The sequence below is a fragment of the Sphingomonas sp. IC-11 genome (assembly GCF_021043365.1).
Taxonomy (GTDB): Bacteria; Pseudomonadota; Alphaproteobacteria; order Sphingomonadales; family Sphingomonadaceae; genus Sphingomonas.
Genome location: NZ_JAJNDU010000003.1, coordinates 89785 through 109700 on the forward strand (window position 1 = coordinate 89785; position 19916 = coordinate 109700).

Annotated in this window: 18 protein-coding genes; 4 read left to right on the forward strand and 14 right to left on the reverse strand. The window is 66.4% G+C overall.

The features are described from left to right. The first annotated feature begins 54 nt into the window (after nucleotides 1-54). The 3 genes from LQ954_RS11145 (at nucleotide 55) to LQ954_RS11155 (ending at nucleotide 1512) form a co-directional block, all read left to right on the forward strand. The gene (locus LQ954_RS11145) at nucleotides 55-417 is read left to right on the forward strand and encodes a hypothetical protein (RefSeq protein ID WP_231023152.1); all 363 of its coding nucleotides are present in this window, start codon (nucleotides 55-57) and stop codon (nucleotides 415-417) included. 315 nt (nucleotides 418-732) lie between these two features. Beyond that, nucleotides 733-1089 (forward strand): hypothetical protein, encoded by a 357-nt coding sequence (locus LQ954_RS11150; RefSeq protein ID WP_231023154.1) that lies wholly within the window; start codon nucleotides 733-735, stop codon nucleotides 1087-1089. Nucleotides 1090-1371: 282 nt separating this feature from the next. Then, nucleotides 1372-1512, forward strand: a complete 141-nt coding sequence (locus LQ954_RS11155; RefSeq protein ID WP_231023156.1) for a hypothetical protein — start codon at nucleotides 1372-1374, stop codon at nucleotides 1510-1512. Nucleotides 1513-1655: 143 nt separating this feature from the next. Here LQ954_RS11155 and LQ954_RS11160 read toward each other — a convergent pair whose 3' ends face one another. From LQ954_RS11160 to LQ954_RS11170, 3 genes are read right to left on the reverse strand one after another with little or no spacing between them, the layout of a single operon-like run. After that, nucleotides 1656-2744, reverse strand: coding sequence for an NAD(P)/FAD-dependent oxidoreductase (locus LQ954_RS11160; protein ID WP_231023158.1), 1089 nt, complete (start codon nucleotides 2742-2744; stop codon nucleotides 1656-1658). Beyond that, entirely contained in the window at nucleotides 2723-3412 is a 690-nt protein-coding gene (locus LQ954_RS11165; RefSeq protein ID WP_231023160.1) for a methyltransferase domain-containing protein, read from the reverse strand. The genes LQ954_RS11160 and LQ954_RS11165 overlap by 22 nt, the downstream gene beginning before the upstream one ends. Beyond that, nucleotides 3409-4467, reverse strand: a complete 1059-nt coding sequence (locus LQ954_RS11170; RefSeq protein WP_231023162.1) for a type III polyketide synthase — start codon at nucleotides 4465-4467, stop codon at nucleotides 3409-3411. Before LQ954_RS11170 ends, LQ954_RS11165 begins: the two co-directional genes overlap by 4 nt. A 766-nt stretch (nucleotides 4468-5233) precedes the next feature. Between LQ954_RS11170 and LQ954_RS11175 the strand changes: the two genes are divergently transcribed. Then, nucleotides 5234-7021 carry an acyltransferase family protein gene (locus tag LQ954_RS11175; RefSeq protein WP_231023164.1) on the forward strand — a complete coding sequence of 596 codons (1788 nt, stop codon included), beginning with the start codon at nucleotides 5234-5236 and terminating at the stop codon, nucleotides 7019-7021. A gap of 28 nt (nucleotides 7022-7049) precedes the next feature. Here LQ954_RS11175 and LQ954_RS11180 read toward each other — a convergent pair whose 3' ends face one another. The 11 genes from LQ954_RS11180 to LQ954_RS11230 all read right to left on the reverse strand — a co-directional run bounded on the left by LQ954_RS11180 (nucleotide 7050) and on the right by LQ954_RS11230 (nucleotide 19813). Continuing rightward, the gene (locus LQ954_RS11180; RefSeq protein WP_231023166.1) at nucleotides 7050-7787 is read right to left on the reverse strand and encodes an RNA methyltransferase; all 738 of its coding nucleotides are present in this window, start codon (nucleotides 7785-7787) and stop codon (nucleotides 7050-7052) included. A gap of 59 nt (nucleotides 7788-7846) precedes the next feature. Continuing rightward, nucleotides 7847-8308 carry a transcriptional regulator NrdR gene (nrdR, locus tag LQ954_RS11185; protein WP_227772889.1) on the reverse strand — a complete coding sequence of 154 codons (462 nt, stop codon included), beginning with the start codon at nucleotides 8306-8308 and terminating at the stop codon, nucleotides 7847-7849. Between the two features lie 127 nt (nucleotides 8309-8435). Further along, on the reverse strand, nucleotides 8436-8618 hold the full coding sequence (locus tag LQ954_RS11190; protein ID WP_231023167.1) for a hypothetical protein: 183 nt from the start codon (nucleotides 8616-8618) through the stop codon (nucleotides 8436-8438). A 1-nt stretch (nucleotide 8619) separates the two neighbouring features. Next, nucleotides 8620-9927 (reverse strand): serine hydroxymethyltransferase, encoded by a 1308-nt coding sequence (gene glyA, locus LQ954_RS11195; protein ID WP_231023169.1) that lies wholly within the window; start codon nucleotides 9925-9927, stop codon nucleotides 8620-8622. Beyond that, nucleotides 9924-10376 carry a ribose 5-phosphate isomerase B gene (rpiB, locus tag LQ954_RS11200; RefSeq protein ID WP_231023171.1) on the reverse strand — a complete coding sequence of 151 codons (453 nt, stop codon included), beginning with the start codon at nucleotides 10374-10376 and terminating at the stop codon, nucleotides 9924-9926. The genes glyA and rpiB overlap by 4 nt, the downstream gene beginning before the upstream one ends. A gap of 142 nt (nucleotides 10377-10518) precedes the next feature. After that, complete coding sequence (locus LQ954_RS11205; protein ID WP_231023173.1) at nucleotides 10519-12561, reverse strand: malate synthase G; 2043 nt, start codon at nucleotides 12559-12561, stop codon at nucleotides 10519-10521. A gap of 119 nt (nucleotides 12562-12680) precedes the next feature. Continuing rightward, nucleotides 12681-14201: an acetyl-CoA acetyltransferase gene (locus tag LQ954_RS11210; RefSeq protein ID WP_231023175.1), complete on the reverse strand. Its 1521-nt coding sequence runs from the start codon at nucleotides 14199-14201 to the stop codon at nucleotides 12681-12683. Nucleotide 14202: 1 nt separating this feature from the next. Then, entirely contained in the window at nucleotides 14203-15006 is an 804-nt protein-coding gene (locus LQ954_RS11215) for a crotonase/enoyl-CoA hydratase family protein (RefSeq protein ID WP_227772883.1), read from the reverse strand. Between the two features lie 15 nt (nucleotides 15007-15021). Next, nucleotides 15022-17298, reverse strand: a complete 2277-nt coding sequence (locus tag LQ954_RS11220; RefSeq protein WP_269142285.1) for a CaiB/BaiF CoA-transferase family protein — start codon at nucleotides 17296-17298, stop codon at nucleotides 15022-15024. After that, a complete protein-coding gene (locus tag LQ954_RS11225; RefSeq protein ID WP_231023178.1) occupies nucleotides 17295-18704 on the reverse strand; it encodes a phosphotransferase family protein in 1410 nt (469 codons plus the stop codon). The genes LQ954_RS11220 and LQ954_RS11225 overlap by 4 nt, the downstream gene beginning before the upstream one ends. Beyond that, nucleotides 18701-19813, reverse strand: coding sequence for a hypothetical protein (locus tag LQ954_RS11230; protein ID WP_231023180.1), 1113 nt, complete (start codon nucleotides 19811-19813; stop codon nucleotides 18701-18703). Before LQ954_RS11230 ends, LQ954_RS11225 begins: the two co-directional genes overlap by 4 nt. Nucleotides 19814-19916: the final 103 nt, after the last annotated feature.

Below are 19916 nucleotides of genomic sequence, written 5' to 3' on the forward strand. Positions count from 1 at the left end.
GCTGCGCCTAATGCACGAGCCCCCGGCACGGCTTACTATGGAAGGATAAGAAGGATGCTTCCTAAAAGCGGAAGTTCTCTTCCGAAAAAGCCCCCATATTCCGACCTGGAGATTGCCGACGTGATCGGCCGTGCGTTGATTGAGGAACTGGGAGGTTCGCGCCGGGCCACAAAAACCGTAATGAAATGGGCCGAGGTCAGTGACCGCGCCGCCCGTTCCTGGATCAGCGGTGAAAGCTGCCCTAGCTGCCGCCACCTAATCCTGCTGGCCGCGAAATCTCCCAGCGTGATGCTGGCCGTGTTACGGTTGGCGGGACATGAGGACGTGCAGGTTGCCTTTGATCTTGCTGAAATCGAACTGGAGCTGACCCGCACTGTCCACCGAATTCACAGCCTACGGAAATCAACGCCAATCTAGCACTTGTTTAGCACGTATGCGTATTTTCCCTTAAATTCAAAATACTTACAATGTACACATAGCAACTGAAAATCGCAGTGTCGGCGGTTCGATCCCGTCCCTGGGCACCACATCGTACAGCTAAGTGGTTGTAGCAGCGCCGGGATCGTGCCCCTGCCGCGCGCCGGTCAGCCTAGCGACGGAAGCTCGTGTAACCGCACTGAGTATCCGACATCCGCTGCCACCAGCGGCTGAATTGGCAATTGCCCTTCGCGTCATCATCCTATTGCCCGCCTTCCCGCTCAGCGACATGGTCGACCAGCCGGAGGAATGAGCATGGGTGAAGTCAAAGCGCTCCACGAGCGGGTCATTGAGGTGGCGACGCAAGGCGATGCTGCGTGGTTTGACCAGCGCCCCGATCGCCGCATCCGTTTGCGCAATGCGGTGCCGCTGGAATTCAACCGCGATCTCGGCGAACCGCCGGTTGGCATGACGTGGCGGGCGATCGTGATTGAAGCACAGCCCGGTGTTCGCGCCCGGCAACCAGTTGCCCTTCCGATCGGCATCGAAAACGACTCGATGTCGGAAGAGGATCTGTTCAGGCTCTTCATGCAGGCGGCACCGAAAGAAGCGAAGGCCACGCTAAAGCAGCTAAGGCGAATCAAGCTGCCCGGCACGCCAGCCACGAAATAGGACGAGCCTTCACGCAGCCGCGATCGCTGCTCGTTCCGGCACTGCAGCAATCAGACAGCGCGGCACGATCGCACGAGCGCGCAGCATCAAGCTCGATCCGAACGCCCAAGGTCCGTGTCGGCGAGATGACCGAAGCTGCTGAACGCGAGCATCCGCAAGCCTCGGCAGGATCGACCGGGCGCTGATCTCTGCGGCCCGACTCCTGCCTCGGCGCGCTGACCACCTGCGTCCGTCCATTCGGCCGGCTCGTGCGTTGTCGCGCTACTGGCGCAGGAGATGATCATGAATCCGACCCGCATCCCCGGCAATGAACCCGACCCGGGCGACATGTCGACGGAACCGACCATGCCCACGCCGGCCGATCAGCCGAGCGAGCATGACTTGCCTGATGACCAAGCCGACAAGCTCGGCAATCTTGCCTGATCGAAGGAGCGCAACATGATCAAGGATCCCGAACCCGGCAAGGCGAGCGAAACCGAGAAGGAAGAGGAGATGGAGAAAGTTCAGGAGGACGCCGCCGAAGAGCGCGAGAATAACGGCGGCTATCAGTAAGACGCCGTAGCGGCTCAGACGCGGGTGGCACGCGCCAGCAGCGGCAACAGGGCGGGCGAAAGTCGCGCCAGACGAACGCTCAGTGCCCGCAGCCAAGGCTGTTCGCTCACGTGCCAAGCGGCGGCGGCGATCCCGATCGGCCGGCGCAGTCGTTCGGCTAGTTGTCGCTGGAACGACAGGGCGGCCGCAGTCCCGCCGGCCCTATAGGCATCGGCGGCGGCAAGCGCGCTGGCCACAGCGATCGCCATCCCTTCACCGGCGAGAGAGGGAATGACCCCCGCCTGATCGCCGAGCCGAAAGACGCCGGGCGTGGTTGAGGTGGCGCGCCAGCCGTAGGGGACGTTTGCCACCGCGTCGATCCCACCGCCCGGCTCCCGTAGCGCCAGTCGTTCGCCCAGTGCCGGCAGCTCGCCTCCCAGCGCGTCAAGCAGCCGGTCGGGCGTGCCCGCCGCTTGCAAGCGCGACCGGCGCACCGCCATGCACAGGTTGCCGCTGCCATCCTCCTGCCGGACCAGGCCTGCATAACCGCCATCCACGAGATGCAATTCGATTGCGTCGCCCACCAATCGATTCAGCGCTATCCCCGGGGCTAGACGGACCCGTATCCCCAGCGTCGGATCATCGCCGCGTGCTTCCGGCGGACGCGGCAGACCGCGCGTATCGTGCTTGCCACTGGCCAGGAACAGCGTGTCGGCCCCGATGCACGCGCCGTCATCCAGCCGGGCGACGCCGTCCGCCACCCCACGCACGCCGATGCCGCGCTCGATCATCGCTCCTTCGCGTTCTGCGGCAGCGAGCAATAGGGAGTCGAGCCGGCGCCTGGACACCGCCCTGGCCGGCGAGGGCAACGGCGCTTCCGCCACCGCGCCGCGCGTCACCAGCCGAACGCGCGTCACGGTGAGCGGATTAAGCGCCTCGCCTTCGATGCCGAGCCGCTCCAGCATCGCGAGCATATGCCAGCTGAGAAAGCCGCCGCACAGCGCATCCGGCGTTTCTCGCGTCCTCTCCACCAGCAGATGCGGTATGCCCATGCCTGCCAGCCGGAGCGCCAGCGTCGCCCCTGCCGGGCCGCCGCCGACGATCAGCGCCGGCGCTCTACGCATAACCGAAATGGAAAGACGCGAGTTATGCGTGCCCCGACGATCCCGGCGTCGGCGAGCAACGCCACCCAGTCGGCGGGGCGAAACGAGCGGGCGATCGACACCGTCCCATCATGCCGAACAATGGGATGCCACCGCGCGATCCGCGCCAGCAGCGGGAAGCCGCGATGCGCAAGCGTGTGACGCATCAGGTCGTTGATGAACCAACCCACCCCAGCATGCACCTCCATGAAGCGCAGAAAGGCGACCAGTTCGTTTTGAGTCATGTGATGAGCGACAAGGCTCGAGATTATCACGTCCCAATTCTGATCGGCCAGCTGAGCGTAATCCCCCGTGATCCAGCGGATCTGCGATCCGGCAGGGGTATGTTCGCGCGCCGCCGCTTCGCTGCGCGGATTGCAATCGACCCCGACCAGATCGACGGCAAGGTCATGTCGCGCAGCCCAACGCTCGATCCGTCGCAGCATGTCGCCGTCACCAAAACCGACGTCGAGGATGCGCAGGCGCTGTCTCGCCTCCGCCACCCGGTTGAGAAACGCAAGAGTCGGCCGGGCCGCCAATGTCACGGTATTTACGCGGGCGAGGTCTCCCACGACTGCGGCGTAAACCTCGGGGTCGAGGTCGTCGGCATCCATCAGTTCAGTCGCGTCGAGACGCGTCGCCAGGCTCATGCCGCGCTCGCGAAGCGGAAGCCTTCCGCGGCCAGACCCGGCCCGAACGCCAGTGCCACACCCTGTCCGAAGATCGGCCGGTCGAGCAGCCGCGCCAGGACGAACATCAGCGTGGAGGACGACATGTTGCCATTGTCCGACAGTACCGCACGCGAAGCAGAAAGGGCATCCTCGGGCAGATTGAGCGATCGCTCAACGGCGTCGAGGATGGAGCGTCCCCCTGCGTGGACGGCCCATGCATCCACTGCCGAAGGTGGCATCCCGCCGGTGATCGCCAGGGCGAAGTTGGCATCGCCCAGTGCTGCAGCAATCCGCCCGGGTACCTCGCCCGACAAATGCATGGCGAAGCCGTGGTCGGTCACGGTCCAACGGATCAGGTCGGCGCTGTCGGGCAGTGTGGTTGCAAAAGGCTGCCCAAGCTCGATACCCCCGTGCTCGCCGCTGACCAGCGCAGCCGCCGCGCCATCGCCGAACTGTAGCATGGCGAGCAGCGCCTCCAGATCGTCCGTTTCCTGCAGGTGCAGCGACGAGAGTTCGACGGTGACGACGAGTACGTGCGCGGCCGGATCGGAACGCACGATGTGCCGCGCCGTGCGCAGCGCCGCGACGGCGGCATAACACCCCATGAAGCCGATCAGAACTCGCTCTGTTGATGCCGGCAGGTTGAGCCGGGCAGCGATGATCTGATCGATGCCAGGCGCGACGAAGCCGGTGCAGCTCGCCACCACCAGGTGTGTGACCCCTTGTAGACTCACCTTGTCGCCCAGGTCGCTTATGGCGCGCAATGCCAGCGCCGGGGCAGCATGGGTGTAGATGTCCATCCGCGCCGCGGTGCCCGGCCATCGATCTGCACCGTACAGGCCATTCGGCCCGGTGGGATCGGACGCCTCCGACAGCACCGACCAACGGTGCGCAATGCCCGCTCGCGCCGCCATGCGATCGAACAATGCCGCCTCACGGCCGCCGCCCAGCCGCTGCCGCGCCCAGGCGATGAAGATCGGATGCACGTCGTGGCCGGGAACTGCAGTCCCGATCGCGTGGAGAAAAGCCGACAAGCGCCCTCGCAATACAAATGACCGCCTGACAACGCGCAGCCCGCCTCCATGGCGCCGCTCGCGATCGTCAGTCGGCCAAAATATTTACGCTGGCCTCTTCGCAACGCTTCCCTGGTGCTAGTCCTTACAAGGTCTTGGGGGGTATCGTTCAGCGCTTCGTCAGCGCAAGGTGGTGCTCACGGAACTTGCGAGCCTCCTCGCTCATCACCATCGAACGAACGACGGCGATCAGCGTCTCGATCCGGCGCTTTCAGGATCATCTCGCGATAGTGGCCCAGCCCAGACACATCGGGCGCTCGGCCGAAGATCGCGTGGTAGCAGATATCAACGAAGGCTTTCGCCTCACAATCGCTGAAATTCAGCGCCCTACCGACCGCACCAGACTTCCGACTCTGCAGCATATCTTCCTTCCCCAAAGAAGACTGCCGGTTAGCGAGGGATGGTTAATGTGAAAACGGCCCCCGTGTAGCATGCTGTACCGCTTAGGGACATACCTGGTGGTAGCGTGAAGGTAACGAAGATCAAAAGCGACTTGGCACAGGTCCATATCTGACCCGCGCCGCACGCGGCTAAATCAAATTTGTATCCGCTATATGGCGATCGACTTGCCGAAAGTCCGGCTAGTTCAAACCACCATCGCCGCGTCAGCGCCTGAATCAACCATTCCGGTTGTAATCGTCGCCTTGATAGCTGTTCCCAACGTTGCTTGCTGACAAAGTAGGCGCTGCTCGTTTACCACATCCCGAACGGGCAAGGGGGCGCTCGAGTGAAGCATCGTCGTGAGATCGACGGGCTGCGAACTGTCGCAGTCCTGCCAGTTCTGTTGAGCCACGCCGGCCTTTCGCTGTTTGCCGGCGGCTTCGTGGGCGTGGACATATTCTTCGTCATCAGCGGCTATCTGATTACCGGCATCATCGTGTCGGAACTGGACGAGCAACGCTTTTCCATTCTGCGCTTCTATGAACGCCGCACACGACGATTGCTGCCTGCCCTCTTCGTCGTCATGGCCGCCTGCCTGATCGCCGGATGGTTTCTGATGAGCGCTGATGCCTACCAGAACCTGGGGCAGAGCGTCGTCGCCACCACATTATTTTCGAACAACATCCTGCTGACGATCACCAGCGGCTACTGGGACATGGAGTCGCAATTCAAGCCGTTGCTCCACACCTGGAGCCTGGGCGTAGAGGAGCAATATTACATCGTCGTGCCCCTGCTGCTGGCGGGGGTGCATCGATACTCGCGGCGGCATGTGCCCCTGGCGTTCGCCGCGATCGGCGTCGTCAGCTTCGCACTATGCCTCTGGAGCATTCGCGCGCACCCGGTCGGCAACTTCTACCTGCTGCACACCCGCGCGTGGGAGTTAGCAGCGGGTGGCTGGGCAGCAACGATCCGCTCGCCTGAAAGCCAACGTGGGTCCGGCACGCTATCGCTCCTCGGGCTGCTGATGATCGCCGCTGCCGTATTCACGCTTTCCGAAGGCTCGCCGTCGCCTTCCCCGGCGATGCTGCTGCCGGTCGCCGGCACTACCCTGATTCTGCTATATTGCCGCGCAGGGTTGGTGCACCGCCTGCTCTCGTCGGCACCGATGGTGGGCATCGGGCTGATCAGCTACAGTACCTATCTCTGGCACCAGCCGCTGTTCGCCTTTCTGCGGATCGCGAGCAGCAATCCGCCAGCGACCTGGCAGTTCGTCGCCCTCATCCCCGTTGCCCTGGCCCTCGCATGGGTCAGCTGGCGCTTCGTGGAGCGGCCATTCCGTAGCCGGTCCATGCGCTTCCGCACCATCGCTGCGGTGCTGGCGCCCTCAGCGTTCGCTTTGCTGGTGCTCGGAGCCGCCCTGCACTTGCGCGGTGGCCTGCCGCAGCGGTTCGATGTCGCGCCAGACGCTGACCGGCCGGCCACGTACAAGGCGTACAACATGCGCGTGCTCGAGATGAAGGTCGATCGCTTTCCCCCTGGCGCGCGGCAGCGGGCGCTTGTTCTGGGAAACAGCACGGGGCGTGATTTCGTGAACATGATCCGCGAGGCGAATGCATTGCCCGGCTATGCAATCGTGTATCGCGACGACCTCGATCTATGCGAGGGCCAGCGGCTCAGTGCCGGCAAGCGTGCACTTGTAACGGCGGCAACCCTGGTCGTGCTCGTGTACGACCACAAGCCACGCCAGACCTGTGACGGTCGGCAACTGGCGCGCGATCCCAATCTGCAGGGAAAAATCGTCTTCATCGGCCCCAAGGATTTCGGCACGAACCTCAATCCCTACGCTCGCCTGCCCTTAAGCGAACGAGCAGCGGCGCGTGTTCAGCTCTCGAACCAGGCACTCGCAGCGAGTCGGCTATATCGCGCGATCACTCCAGCCGGGCTTTACGTGGACGTGATCGCCGCGCTGTCGCCCGATGGGCGGCATATGCCGATCTTCGACTCACAGGGCCGGATTCTCAGCGAGGACCGGGTTCATGTCACCCGCGCCGGCGCCCGATTCGTCGGCGCGCGCGTGTTTCGCCAGCCGGCTTGGCAACAGATCATCGCCCGCGACGCCGAACGCCTGGACTAGACGGTGCGCGTTCGAATGACCCTGCGGATCAGCTAGACCGTTTCGCCTTGGCGCCGCTCAGCGCCGACAGGACCCCGCGGAGCGTACGCACTTCCTGGCTGCTCCAGCCAGGTTTGGTCAGCAGGGTGCGCAGGGTGCGCCGGGTGGCCGGCGTGCGGTCGGGCGGGAAGAAGAAGTTCGCCTGTTCGAGCATGGCGTCCAGCTGCCCGATCATGCCTTCCAGCTCCTCCTGCGGCGCCGGGGGATCAAGCGCCACTTCCGGCGGCGACGCCAGCGCCTCGCCCTTGGACCATTCGTAGGCGACCAGGATCACCGCTTGGGCCAGGTTCAGGCTGCCGAACTCGGGATTGATCGGGACAGTCAGGATGCTGCGCGCCAGCGCGACGTCATCGGTCTCAAGCCCCGACCGCTCCGGTCCGAACAGGATAGCGCTGCGGCCGGGGCCCGCACGCATTTGCCCAGCCGCTTCTTCAGGGGTCACGACCGGTTTGGTGATCCCCCGCTTACGTACCGTGGTGGCGTAAACGTGCGGGCAATCAGCAACTGCTTCCGCCACCGAATCGAACACCTTGGCATTGGCGAGCACGATGTCTGCGCCGGATGCTGCAGGGCCAGCGGCTGGGTTTGGCCATCCGTCCCGAGGGGCGACCAGCCGCATCTCCGTCAGCCCGAAGTTGAGCATGGCACGCGCCGCCTTGCCGATGTTCTCGCCGAGCTGCGGCCGAACAAGGACGATAACGGGCGATTGTGAAGCATCAGCAGTCATGGCTTGCGCCTATCCGGCGACCGGGTGCCGACACAAGCACCCGATCCGAAAGCCGCCGCTCAGCTCCGACCGGCTTCTTCTACGGTCCCGGCGAATTCCTCGAAGTCGCGGGCCTCGCTGAAATCGCGATAGACACTGGCGAAACGGATATAGGCCACAGAGTCCAGGCCTTTCAGCGCGTCCATCACCATTTCGCCGATCCGCTTGGACGTGACCTCGGCCTCGCCGCTGGTTTCCAGCTGACGCTGGATCCCGCTCACCAGCCGCTCGATCGCAAGCGTGTCCAGCGGCCGCTTGCGCGCGGCGATACCGATCGAGCGGAGCAGCTTCTCGCGGTCGAACGGTTCGCGCCGATCCTCCGACTTCACGACGGTCAGCTCGCGCAGCTGGATTCGTTCAAAGGTGGTGAAGCGAGCGGCGCAGCCCTCGCACTGGCGACGGCGGCGGATCGCCGCGCCGTCGTCGGTGGGCCGGCTGTCCTTCACCTGGCTCGCGTCGTGGCCGCAGAAGGGGCAGCGCATGGGTCAGTTCAATCCATCAGTTGCCGTGATCCGCCGTAATGGATCGCCATCCTCGAACGTCGCCTCAAACGGGGCAACACCGAAGCGGATCGATCCCGCCAAGGCGGACCGGCTCTTCAACCGTCAGTCAGATCTTGTCCCGCCGCGCATAAGCCACGCCGGCGCCGACCAGCGCACCCAGCACAGGGCCGACGAACGGCACGGGGATCGCGATCACGGCACCGATGGCACCATATTTCGCCATCTTCTTGCCGAGGCCCGGCGTGTTCTGGACGGTGTTCTGGACTTCCTCGATCTTGGACACGTTCACCTCACTTGTAGATGGGGAAACGAGCGCACAGCGCGCGGACTCGTTCCCGAACCGCCGCCTCGACCTCGGCGTCGCCCGCCTCGCCCTTCTTGGCAAGGCCATCGAGCACGTCGGCCACCATGTTGCCGATCTCGCGGAACTCCGCCGTGCCGAAACCGCGCGTGGTGCCCGCCGGGGTGCCGACGCGAATGCCGCTGGTCTTCACCGGCGGCAGCGGGTCGTTGGGGATGCCATTCTTGTTGCAGGTGATGCCGGCACGCTCCAGCGCCTCGTCCGCATCCTTGCCGGTGACGCCAAGCGGGGTGAGGTCGACCAACGCGAGGTGCGTGTCGGTGCCGCCCGATACGATCGCCGCGCCGCGCTCCTTCAGCGTCGCCGCCAGCACCTTGGCATTCTCGACCACGGCGGCGGCATAGCTCTTGAACTCCGGCTGCAGCGCCTCGCCGAAGGCGACGGCCTTCGCGGCGATGACATGCATCAGCGGGCCGCCCTGAAGCCCCGGGAACACCGCCGAGTTGATCTTCTTCGCGATCGCCTCGTCGTTGGTCATGATCATGCCGCCGCGCGGCCCGCGCAGCGTCTTGTGCGTGGTGGTGGTGACGACGTGCGCATGGCCGAACGGCGTCGGGTGGACGCCGCCAGCGACCAGGCCGGCGAAGTGCGCCATGTCGACCATGAAGAACGCGCCGACCTTGTCCGCGATCGCGCGGAAACGGGCGAAGTCGATGTGGCGCGGATAGGCGGAGCCGCCGGCGATGATCAGCTTCGGCTGGGTCTCGATCGCCTGCTTCTCGACCGCGTCATAGTCGATGAGGTGCGTGTCGGGCGTGACGCCATATTGCACCGCGTTGAACCACTTGCCGCTCATCGCCGCGCGCGCGCCATGGGTAAGGTGACCGCCCGAATCGAGGCTGAGGCCCATGATCGTGTCGCCCGGCTTCACCAGCGCCAGCATCACCGCGCCGTTCGCCTGCGCGCCCGAGTGCGGCTGGACGTTGGCGAAGCCGCAGTTGAACAGCTGCTTGGCGCGATCGATCGCCAGTTGCTCCACCTCGTCTGACGGGTGGCAGCCCTGATAGTAACGCTTGCCGGGATAACCCTCGGCATATTTGTTGGTGAAGACGGAGCCCTGCGCCTCCAGCACCGCCTTGGAGACGATGTTCTCGGATGCGATCAGCTCGATCTGGGTCTGCTCCCGGTCCAGCTCATGCTCGACACCGGCGAACACGGCAGGGTCGGCATCGGCAAGGCCGCGGGTGAAGAAGCCATCAGGCTGAACCTCGTTCAGCGTGGTCGGATTGGTGCTCATGCTGGCTCCTTCTGGAAATCAGGCGCGCCGAGCTTGTCGACGCGGGGGGCGTGGCGGCCGCCGGCAAAGGCGGTGTCGAGAAAGGCAGTGATGCAGGCCTTGGCCATGTCCTCGCCGATCAGGCGGGCGCCCATGGCGATGGCGTTGGCGTCATTATGCTCGCGCGACAGCGCGGCGGCGAGCGGGTCGGAAACGAGCGCACAGCGGACCGCCGGATTGCGATTCACGGCGATCGAGATACCGATCCCCGATCCGCACAGCGCGATGCCGCGCTCTGCGTCACCCGATGCGATCGCGTCGGCCAAGCGGTAACCGTAATCGGGATAATCGACCCGCGCGTCGGTAGCGGGACCAAGGTCGAGAACATCATACCCAGCCTCGCGCAGCCAGGTGACAAGCGTCGCCTTCAGCGACACGGCGGCGTGATCGGAAGCGACGGCGACTCGCATGAGGCTCAGCGATGCTCTTCGGCTGTGGCGGATGCGCGGCCCTTTAGCCGCGGCGTCACGAGAATGCCACCGTCGCGATGGGTAGAGCGTTGTCCATTCGCCCTCCACCATCATCCGGTGGAGGAACGAACGGATCACACGATCAAGCGGCTTTGGCTTCCTGTCTGAACCGGTGGAGCAGGGGTTCGGTGTAACCCGACGGCTGGGTAACGCCCTCGAAGATCAGCGCGCGGGCCGCCTGGAAGGCGAAGCCCTCGCGCGTGAGCGGCCGATACAGCGGGTCGCCCGCATTCTGCGCGTCGACCTTCTTCGCCATGCGGTCGAGCGCCGCGTCCACTTCCTCCTCGGTACACACGCCATGCAGCAGCCAGTTGGCGAGATGCTGCGAAGAAATGCGCAGCGTCGCGCGGTCCTCCATCAGCCCAACGTCATGAATGTCGGGCACCTTGGAACAGCCGACGCCCTGGTCGATCCAGCGCACGACATAGCCCAGGATCCCTTGGCAATTGTTGTCCAGCTCCTCGCGGATCTCCTCCGGCGTCCAGTTTCGCCCTGCGGCGGCGAACGGCACGGTCAGCAGCTTGGCGAGCGGCGGCGGCGCTTCGCCCCCGATCTCCTTCTGCCGCGCGAACACGTCGACCTGGTGATAGTGCAGCGCGTGGAGCGTCGCCGCCGTGGGTGACGGCACCCAGGCGGTATTCGCGCCGCTCTTCGGATGCGCGATCTTCTGCTCCAGCATGTCGGCCATCATGTCGGGCGCGGCCCACATGCCCTTGCCGATCTGCGCCTTGCCCGAAAGGCCGCAGGCAAGGCCGATGCGCACGTTGCGATCCTCATAGGCCTTGATCCACTCGGCGCCCTTCATCTCCGCCTTTCGGATCACTGGCCCGCCGCGCATCGCGGTGTGGATCTCGTCCCCGGTACGGTCGAGGAAGCCGGTGTTGATGAAGGCGATCCGGTCGCGCACCGCATGGATGCAGGCGGCGAGGTTGGCCGAGGTGCGGCGTTCCTCGTCCATCACGCCCACCTTGATCGTGTGGCGGTCGAGGCCGAGCAGATCCTCCACCGCATCGAACAGCCGATTGGTGAACGCCGCCTCGTCCGGCCCATGCATCTTGGGCTTCACGATATAGATCGATCCGGCGCGGCTGTTCTGCAAGCTGCCGAGCCGCTTCAGGTCATGCAGCCCGATCAGCGAGGTGACGATCGCGTCGAGCACGCCCTCCGGCGCCTCGCTGCCATCGGCCAGCCGCAGTGCCGGCGTCGTCATCAAATGGCCGACGTTGCGCACGAACAGGAGTGATCGGCCCGGCAGCGTGAAACTCGATCCGCTCGGCGATTGATAGGCGCGGTCGTCGGCGAGCTTGCGCGTCAGCGTCGCGCCATTCTTCTCGAACGTCTCGACCAGATCGCCGCGCATCAGGCCCAGCCAGTTGCGATAGGCCGCAACCTTGTCCTCCGCGTCGACGGCGGCGACCGAGTCTTCCAGGTCGACGATCGTCGTCAGCGCGGATTCGAGGATCACGTCAGCGATGCCGAGCGGGTCGGTCTTGCCGATCGGGTGGTCGCGATCGACCACGACCTCGATGTGCAGCCCGTTGTGGACGAACATCACGCCCTTATCGAACGTCGCAAAGCGATGCGGGCAGTCACCGCCGGTCAGCGCCGCTTCCCAGCCCGGCAGCGTCTCGTCCAGGAACGCCCGCGCCCGCGCAATCACCTCGGCACCGCGCTCGGCATCATAGCCGCCCGGCTTCGCCTTCCCCGGCAGCGCATCGGTGCCGTATAGCGCATCATACAGGCTGCCCCAGCGCGCATTGGCGGCGTTCAGCACGAAGCGCGCATTGAGGCTCGGCACGACCAGCTGCGGGCCGGCCATGGTGGCGATTTCGGGATCGACATTCTCGGTGCCGATGGTGAACGGCGCCGGCTCGGGCACGAGATAGCCGATCTCGGTCAGGAAGGCGGCATCGACCGGCTCTCCCGACACATAGCGAGCGTCGATCGCCGCCTGCAGCTCCTCGCGCCGTGCGAGCAACGCCTTGTTCTCGGGCGTGAAGCGATCGAAGATCGCCGCCGCACCCTGCCAGAAGGCGTCCGCCGCAATGCCGGTGCCGGCAAGCGCCTCCTCCTCGACAAAGGTGGCGAGGCGATCATCGACCGAAAGGCCGGCGCGGGTCTGCATGGGGGAATCCTCCTGACGTTACCAACAGCGCCTGGGGAGGGCACCGCCGCGATTAATCGATGCCGCGGCGGGAGTGCAACGCCCAAATCATCCCCAGGCTCCGTCCGACGATGACGGCGTCAGGCGCGTTTCCACACCATCATGTCGCCCTCGGCTACCACATCGCCCGCCGTCCCCACCGGCTCGGCCTTGCCATCGCTGAGGAAAGCGATCGTGGCCGCGTCGCTGCCCGGCACCTGCGCCAGCGTGCGCTTGCCATCGGCCAGCTTCGCCACGACCACCCCGCTCTTTGCCGAACCATCGCGGTTGTAGAAGACGGTGTAGGTCTCGACCTCGCCCGGCCCGGTATAGTCCTTTATCAGCTCCGGCACGGGCCCACGCGCGGCATCCGCCTCCGCCTGCAGATCGAACTCGTGCGCCTCGCCAGCGCCGGGCAGCGGCCGGGTGCCGAGCACGATCGCGTGATTGTGCGTGGCAAAGCCGCCATTGGCGAACAGCAGCCCCTTCTCGCCCTCGCCGGCGCGCAGCGCATCGACCATCTCGGCCACGGCATGCGCCATGTAATTGCCGATCGGCCCGCCGCCGAAGGTGAGGCCACCGAACACCGTCGCCGGCTTCTCCACCGGCCAGCCGATCACCCGACGCGCCATCTTCGGCACGCAGGGGAAGCAGGAATAGAGCTCGACCAGGTCGAGATCGTCCGCCGTCACCTCGTTGAACTCCAGCGTGCGGCGAAGACACACTTCCATGCTCGGCGACTTGTCGTAGCGGTCACGGGCGAGAAAATCGTCCGCCTCATGCGCGCTCGCACCGCGCCCGACATAGATGATCCGCTCTTCCGGCACCCCGCGCCGCCGCGCTTCCGCGAGGCTGGTGACGATGAAGCCCGCACCCTGGTTGACGCTCGAATTGGCCACCATCAGCTTGGTGTAGGGAAAAGCGATCGGGCGATTGTCCGCAGTCGGCTCGACGATCTCCTGCGGCGACTTGGGCGCATGGATCCATGCCGCCGGCGTCTTCGCCGCCACCTCGGAGAAGCGCGACCAGATCTCGCCCGATTCGCGCTGCCCTTCCTCCAGCGTCTGGCCATAAGCCGCGCGCCCAGCATTCTCGTACAAGGGGTAAACGTCGACCGGCGTCGCAAGGCCATAGATCTGGCGATAGCCGGGCTTCGCGCCCTTGCTGAGGTTGCGTAGCGGGTTCTGGTCCGCGACGCTCGTCTTCGCCGCGATCGCCGCACGCTGGCTCGCGGTGCGCAGCGCCTCGCCGCCGGTCACCGCCGCGATCCTGATCTCGCCGCGCGCAATGCGGTTCGCCGCCTCGTTCAGCAGCAGGATCGGGCTATCGCCATTGGGGCCGACCGATTCATAGACGATCCCGGCCTTCGATCCGATCCCGTCCGCCACCTTCTGCGCCAGCGGATTGTCCTTGCGGAAGCTGATCTGCTGCACGACCGCGACCGATTCCACATCGGCCAGCCACCCGCCGCCGGCGTCCCCCCCGCCAGCGTCCTTCTCGGCCTCCTCCAGCGCGGCGATCATCAGGCCAAGCGCATCCTTGCCCGCCATCGGATCGGCCGGGCGGTCATTGACCTGCCCGACGCCGACGATGACTGCGATATTCTCCGGGTTCGCTGCCATCTCAGCGCGCCTTCCACACCGGCGCGCGCTTCTCCGCAAAGGCCTTGGGGCCTTCGCGCGAATCCTCGCTGGTGAAGACGATCCTGGTCTCGGCGCGGTTCTGCGCCCAGGCGCCTTCCTCCCGCTCGATCTTCCCGTCGACGATGCCCTGCGCCATCCGCTTCGATGCCTGAACGGAGAGCGGCGCGTTAACGGCGATCCGCTCGGCCAGCGCGAAGGCGGTGTCGAGCAGCTGCTCGCGCGTCGCGACGGCGTTGATCAGGCCCAGTTCCAGCGCGCGCTTCGCGTCGATCGGATCGCCGGTCAGGATCATTTCCATCGCGATCTTCTTGGGCAGCTGCTCGGGCAGGCGGAACACGCCGCCAGCCGCCGCGAACAGGCCGCGCTTGGGTTCGGGCAGGCCGAACTTCGCCTCATCCACTGCGACCGCCAGGTCACAGGCCAGCGTGATCTCCAGCCCGCCGCCCAGCGCCATCCCGTTCACCGCCGCGATCACCGGCTTGGAAATGGCGTGGCTGACGATCCCGGCAAAGCCCCAGGCGGCCTTGGTCTTGTCGTCCGGGGCCAAGCTCTCCCCGCGTGACAGCGCGACAAGGTCGGCGCCCGCGCAGAAGGACTTGTCGCCCGCACCCGTCACGATCACGACGCGGATCTCGGGATCCTTGTCCGCCGCCTCCAGCGCATCGCCCACGCCCTCATGGACGAAGCGGTTGACCGCGTTGCGCGCTTCCGGGCGGTTGATCGTGATGAGCATCACGTTGCCGCGCGTCTCGACGGTGACGGCCTCGTTGCCGAGTTCAGCCATTTCTACAGTCCCTTTCTAGGCAGCTTGTTCGATGATCTTGTCGGTCAGCAGCGGCGCGATCGCGTCATCGCCGAGGGCCAGCCAGTGCTTGACGACTGCGACGCTATCCTCGCCGATGCGCGGCGCCGGTCGCTGGTCGGGTTCCGGCACCCGCTCGAAATGCGCGATCGGCCCTTCCACCTGGAATGGGGCGTCGAGCAGCGGGTGATGCGCGGTGCGGAACGTGCCAAGCGCGCGATAGCCCGGCGCATCGGGCATCTCGATCACGCGGATCATCATCCCGGCCGGCACGCCCGCCGCCTGCAGCGTCTCCATGACCTTTTGCGGTGGCCGTGCGCGCGCCCAATCCTCGGCCGCGGCACGCGTCGCGCGGCCTACCACTTGGGCCAGCGCTGCCCGATCCTTGTCGTCGCGGAGCGTCACGGCGCACCATTCGTCCTCGCCGGCACACGGCAGCAGCCAGTCCTCCGCCGGTACGCCGCCGTCGATCTCCATGCCGGTCTGCCGCGCCGCCAGCATCGCGATCTCGGCCGCCTTGTGGCCCAGCATCACCTCCGCCTGGCTCACGCTCGCCGTCCCGCCCCGGCCGGTGCGCAGCCGCCGGATCAGCAGCGCCAGCGCGCCGAGCGTGCCGATCCGCCCCGCGACATGATCGGGGTACACCGTCACCGTGTCGGAAAAGCTGTCCGGCTCCCCGGGATACACCCATTGCTTGGTCAGCCCGGCCGAAGCGCGCACCAGCGGGCCATAGCCGAGCCGTGCCGACCATGGCCCCGTCGGCCCAAACGCCGAACTGTCGATCGCCACCAGCCGCGGGTTCGCCGCCGCCAGCGTCGCCGCGTCGAAGCCCAGCGCAGCCAACGTCCCGGGCTTGAAGTTGGAGAGCAGCACGTCCGCTTGGCGCACCAGATCCAGGAACAGCGCCTTGCCGCGGTCTGACCGCAGGTCGATCGACAAGCCGCGCTTGTTGCGATGCCCCGCGGCCCAAGTCAGGCTGACGGGCGCATTGTCGCGCGACTGGCGCTGGCCGTCCGGGAAGGCGGCATTCTCCACCTTGATCACGTCCGCGCCCAGATCCGCGAGCAGCCGCCCGGTTTCGCCGCCGACGACGATCACGCCCATGTCGAGTACCCTGATGCCCTCCAGCGGGTAATTCGCCCGCGGCGGCGCCTGGAATACTGCGCGCGGCGTCTCGAACGTCGCGCTGCCGCCTGCCGCCGGTGCCGGCCCGCGGTTGCCGGCCCGCGCGCCGTCGATCTCGATCGTCCCGTTGGGAAAGGGGAGGGTGCAGCCGGGTGCCACCTCGACCGGCACGAACGCCGCGCGCGCGGTCATCTGCGCTGTCGCCACTGCCTCGTCGAGGTCGAGCAGTCCCGCCACCGGGATGCCCCGCGCGGCCCCTTCTTCCTCGATCTCGGCGCGTGTCTTGTCCGCGAAGAAGCGGGTGATCGCCGGCAGCAGCGTGGTCGATCGGAACCGCGTCGCCAGCTTCTCCCACTCCGGCCCGGCAAATTCCGCCGGCTCGCCCATCCAGGCGTACATCGCGCGCCATTGCCGCGGCGCCAGCACGCACAGCCGCACCAACCCGTCGGCGCACGGCAGGATCGGGTAGCGGAAGCGTTCGTCGGTCCGCCCGCGATCCATCTTCCAGCTCGGCACGCCCGATTGGGCGCTGCCGTTCAGGCCAAATCCGGGGTCGAGCGCCTGCATTCCCGCTTCCAGCAGCGACACGTCCACCCGGTCGCCCTCGCCGGTGCGAAGCCGGCGGTAGAAAGCGGCGAGCGTCGCCACCGCAATGTGCGGCGCGGCAGTCTCGTAGGTCAGCTGCCCAGGCGGCAGCAGTGGCGGCCGGCCCGGCAGGCCGGAGCGGGACAATCCGCCCGTCAGTGCCTGCAGCACCGCCTCGCTCGCCTGCCAGTCCCGCCACGGGCCTTCGGGTCCGAAGTCGCTGATCGTAACCAGGATCAGTTCGGGCGCGGCGGCGCGGATCGCATCGTGATCGAGCCCGGCGAACCCGGCCTCGATCATGATGTCCGCCTCGCGCGCGAGATCGATAAGCCGCGCTTCGTCTCCCGGCAGGTCGATCGTGGCGGCCTTCTTGCCGAGGTTCGCCGCGACGAACGAGAGGCTGGTGCCCGCGACTTTCGCGCCCGCATCACGATCCGCCCCGCCGCCGCTTGGCTCGATCCGGATCACCTCTGCGCCAAGCTCGCCCAGCAACCGCCCGATCGCACCCAGCACGCCCGGGGCGGCATCGATCACGCGAATTCCCGAAAGCGGCAGGTCGGTCATAACGGCCAGGCCAGCTCCCGCCGCGCCGCGCTTTCGCGATAGAAGTCGAAGAACGGCGTCTCGTCGCCGCCCGCTTCCGCCACCGCGTCATGCTGTGCGATCAGTGCCGTCGCCAGCGCGGCCCAGATGCCGTCGAGCGCGTCGAGCGTCTCGCCATCATGGGTCACCGGGGCATCCTCGCCCAGCAGGGCCCGCATGTCGGCGATATCGGCGCGCCGCCACGCCGCCGCCTTCTCCGCCTCCTGCGCGCCGAGTAGCGCGAGCAGCGCCGCCACGGTCAGGGTCGATCCGGCGAACGCATCGACGGCGCCCACCTTTTCGCCGGCGCCCGCCGCCGCAATCCCGGCGCCGATCAGCACCTGCGCCAGGTCACTCGATGGCATTACAGGCACCGGGTCATAATGCCGCCCGCCCAGCTGCGCGGCGATGATCGCGTCCTGCCGCCGCGCGGTATACCAACCGGATACCGCCAGCACCGGGTCCTGCCGCCCGCCGTCGACGAACTCGCGGAAGGCGGAGATCCAGATCGCGATTCCCTTCACCGACGCGAACAGCGACCACCAGCGCATCGCGGCGGGATCGACCGTCAGCCCGCTGGCGCGCTCCCAGATCGCGATCGCATCGGGCCGCGGCAGCATGCCGCTCGCCGCGCCGGGGATGAAATGATCCCAGATCGGGTCCAGCGCCCAGCCAAGATCCTCCAGCGGATCGCCGAGATGCGCCATTTCCCAGTCGAACATCGCGCGCATCCCGCCCGCGCCGTCGTGCATGACGTTGCCCGAACGATAATCGCCATGGACGATCGCGACACGCTGCGCCGGCGGCGGCGGATTGGCGCGCAGCCAGCGGATCGCGGCGCGCGCGATCGGCTGCGGCTGCAGCGAATCCTCCTCGATCACGCCTTCCCAATAATCCAGCGCGATGCGCCAGCATTGGTCGGGCTCGGGCATCGGCACATGATCGGCGAGCGGCGTGCCGGTCGGATCATGCGCTGCCAGCCGGCCGAGCGCGCCGAAGAACGCCTCGCCGAGCGCCGCGCCATGGGCGCCGAATGGATCGCGGGCGAAGCTGCTCGCGACTTCGCCGCCCTCGATCCGCTCCATGATGAAGAACGGCCGGCCAAGCTCGGCGCCATCAGGCTCCAGCGCCACCGCGCGCGGCACGGGAACGACGCCGGCCGCGCTTTGGTAGGCGCGAAACTCCGTCGCGCTCTCCGTATCGATCAGGCCCTTGGCCGGCTCGCGCCGCAGGATCAGCTGGTGGACTTCCGCCCCGGCATGGGCATCGAAGCGATAGGTCTCACGGCTGGCGCCGCCTGGGATCCGGGCAAGATCCGCGACCCGCACCGGCTGTTCCCAGACGCGGGAGAGATAGGCCTCGATCTCGGATGGGGTCAGCGTCGTCATGCCGGATCGAGCACGCCCTTGAAGCCGGACGGCGCGTGCGGCCCCATCACCAGCTGTTCGAGCACGCCCTTGCCACGCCGCACCTTCCCGTCAGGTCCCGTCATGGTGACGGTGGCCAGCGCCTGGATGTGCAGATGGTGCGGCTGCATCGGGTCCATCTCGGCGGGCACGAAATCCTCGCGCTCCACCGTCAGCCCGTCGCCCTGGTGCCGCCCATGGCTCCACTTGGGATGGGTATAGCCAAGGCCCAGCATCATGAACTGCTGGCCAAGGTCGAAGTCGACCTTCGTCTCTTGGCCCTGTTCGTCTTTCAGCGTGACGCTGGCCGCCTGGGCGTGGCGCGAGCCCTGCTTCCACTGGATCTTGTAGTCGGATTCGAAATGCGTCTCGTCCTCGATCCCGCCACCCAGCGGCTTCCACGCCGCGCGCCGGTTCCAGAAGCGGCCATGCTCGTCGTCGTTGGTGTGGAAGTAGAAGTCCCCGTCTTCCATCGCGGTCGGGCTCCACAGCCAGAAGAACTGCGGCGCGACCGGCGGGCTGGCCGGCTGCGCATCGGGCGCGCCGATCGGCCGGACGCCCCAGGAGCGATCACGCGTTCCCAGCCAACCATTCACGTCCGTTCGCACGCCATCGACGTCGATCCAGCCCCGATAGCTGCCATTCTGGGTCATCCGCGTCACATCCATCAGCACGCGGGGACCATTTCTGCGCGTGAATCGCGGCTCCTCTAGCGGGAAGGCGCGGCCGGTGAAGGTCAGTTCGGCGCGGATCTTGTGCTCGGGCGAATCCACCGTGAGCTTCACCGATTTCAGCGGTTCGATCACCTCGACCGCGATTCCGCCCACCTGCGTGTCCATCCGCTCCATGTTGAGGCCGCGGCTGGCGTGCAGGTTCACCTGCTTGCCGTCCTTCAGCCAGCAGAAGCTCGCGTCGATGATGTTGATATGCGGATAGACGCCCATCGCCGCGGCGAAGAAGCCGTCCTCGTCAGCGCCGGGGGCATAGCCGTTGAAGAAGAAGCGATCGTAGAAATTGCGGTCCGTCCCCGCATAGGCGACCGGCTCGGCCGTCTGGTGGATCGGATATTCATCGCCCTTGGTCAGCACCATGCCCGCTCTCCGCTTTTCCGTGCCGGTTTTCTCCGGTCTGGGGCGGGAGGTGGACCAGCGGCGGCGGCGCTGTCAACGGCAAGATAACAGATGTTACGTAAGT

Excerpts from the sequence above, each read along its gene's own strand:
- LQ954_RS11160 (WP_231023158.1), bottom strand. The coding sequence starts at position 2,744 with ATGCGTAGAGCGCCGGCGCTGATCGTCGGCGGCGGCCCGGCAGGGGCG.
- LQ954_RS11165 (WP_231023160.1), bottom strand. The coding sequence starts at position 3,412 with ATGAGCCTGGCGACGCGTCTCGACGCGACTGAACTGATGGATGCCGAC.
- glyA (WP_231023169.1), bottom strand. The coding sequence starts at position 9,927 with ATGAGCACCAATCCGACCACGCTGAACGAGGTTCAGCCTGATGGCTTC.
- rpiB (WP_231023171.1), bottom strand. The coding sequence starts at position 10,376 with ATGCGAGTCGCCGTCGCTTCCGATCACGCCGCCGTGTCGCTGAAGGCG.
- LQ954_RS11180 (WP_231023166.1), bottom strand. The coding sequence starts at position 7,787 with ATGACTGCTGATGCTTCACAATCGCCCGTTATCGTCCTTGTTCGGCCG.
- LQ954_RS11145 (WP_231023152.1), top strand. The coding sequence starts at position 55 with ATGCTTCCTAAAAGCGGAAGTTCTCTTCCGAAAAAGCCCCCATATTCC.
- LQ954_RS11155 (WP_231023156.1), top strand. The coding sequence starts at position 1,372 with ATGAATCCGACCCGCATCCCCGGCAATGAACCCGACCCGGGCGACATG.
- LQ954_RS11205 (WP_231023173.1), bottom strand. The coding sequence starts at position 12,561 with ATGCAGACCCGCGCCGGCCTTTCGGTCGATGATCGCCTCGCCACCTTT.
- nrdR (WP_227772889.1), bottom strand. The coding sequence starts at position 8,308 with ATGCGCTGCCCCTTCTGCGGCCACGACGCGAGCCAGGTGAAGGACAGC.
- LQ954_RS11210 (WP_231023175.1), bottom strand. The coding sequence starts at position 14,201 with ATGGCAGCGAACCCGGAGAATATCGCAGTCATCGTCGGCGTCGGGCAG.
- LQ954_RS11220 (WP_269142285.1), bottom strand. The coding sequence starts at position 17,298 with ATGACCGACCTGCCGCTTTCGGGAATTCGCGTGATCGATGCCGCCCCG.
- LQ954_RS11215 (WP_227772883.1), bottom strand. The coding sequence starts at position 15,006 with ATGGCTGAACTCGGCAACGAGGCCGTCACCGTCGAGACGCGCGGCAAC.
- LQ954_RS11230 (WP_231023180.1), bottom strand. The coding sequence starts at position 19,813 with ATGGTGCTGACCAAGGGCGATGAATATCCGATCCACCAGACGGCCGAG.
- LQ954_RS11150 (WP_231023154.1), top strand. The coding sequence starts at position 733 with ATGGGTGAAGTCAAAGCGCTCCACGAGCGGGTCATTGAGGTGGCGACG.
- LQ954_RS11225 (WP_231023178.1), bottom strand. The coding sequence starts at position 18,704 with ATGACGACGCTGACCCCATCCGAGATCGAGGCCTATCTCTCCCGCGTC.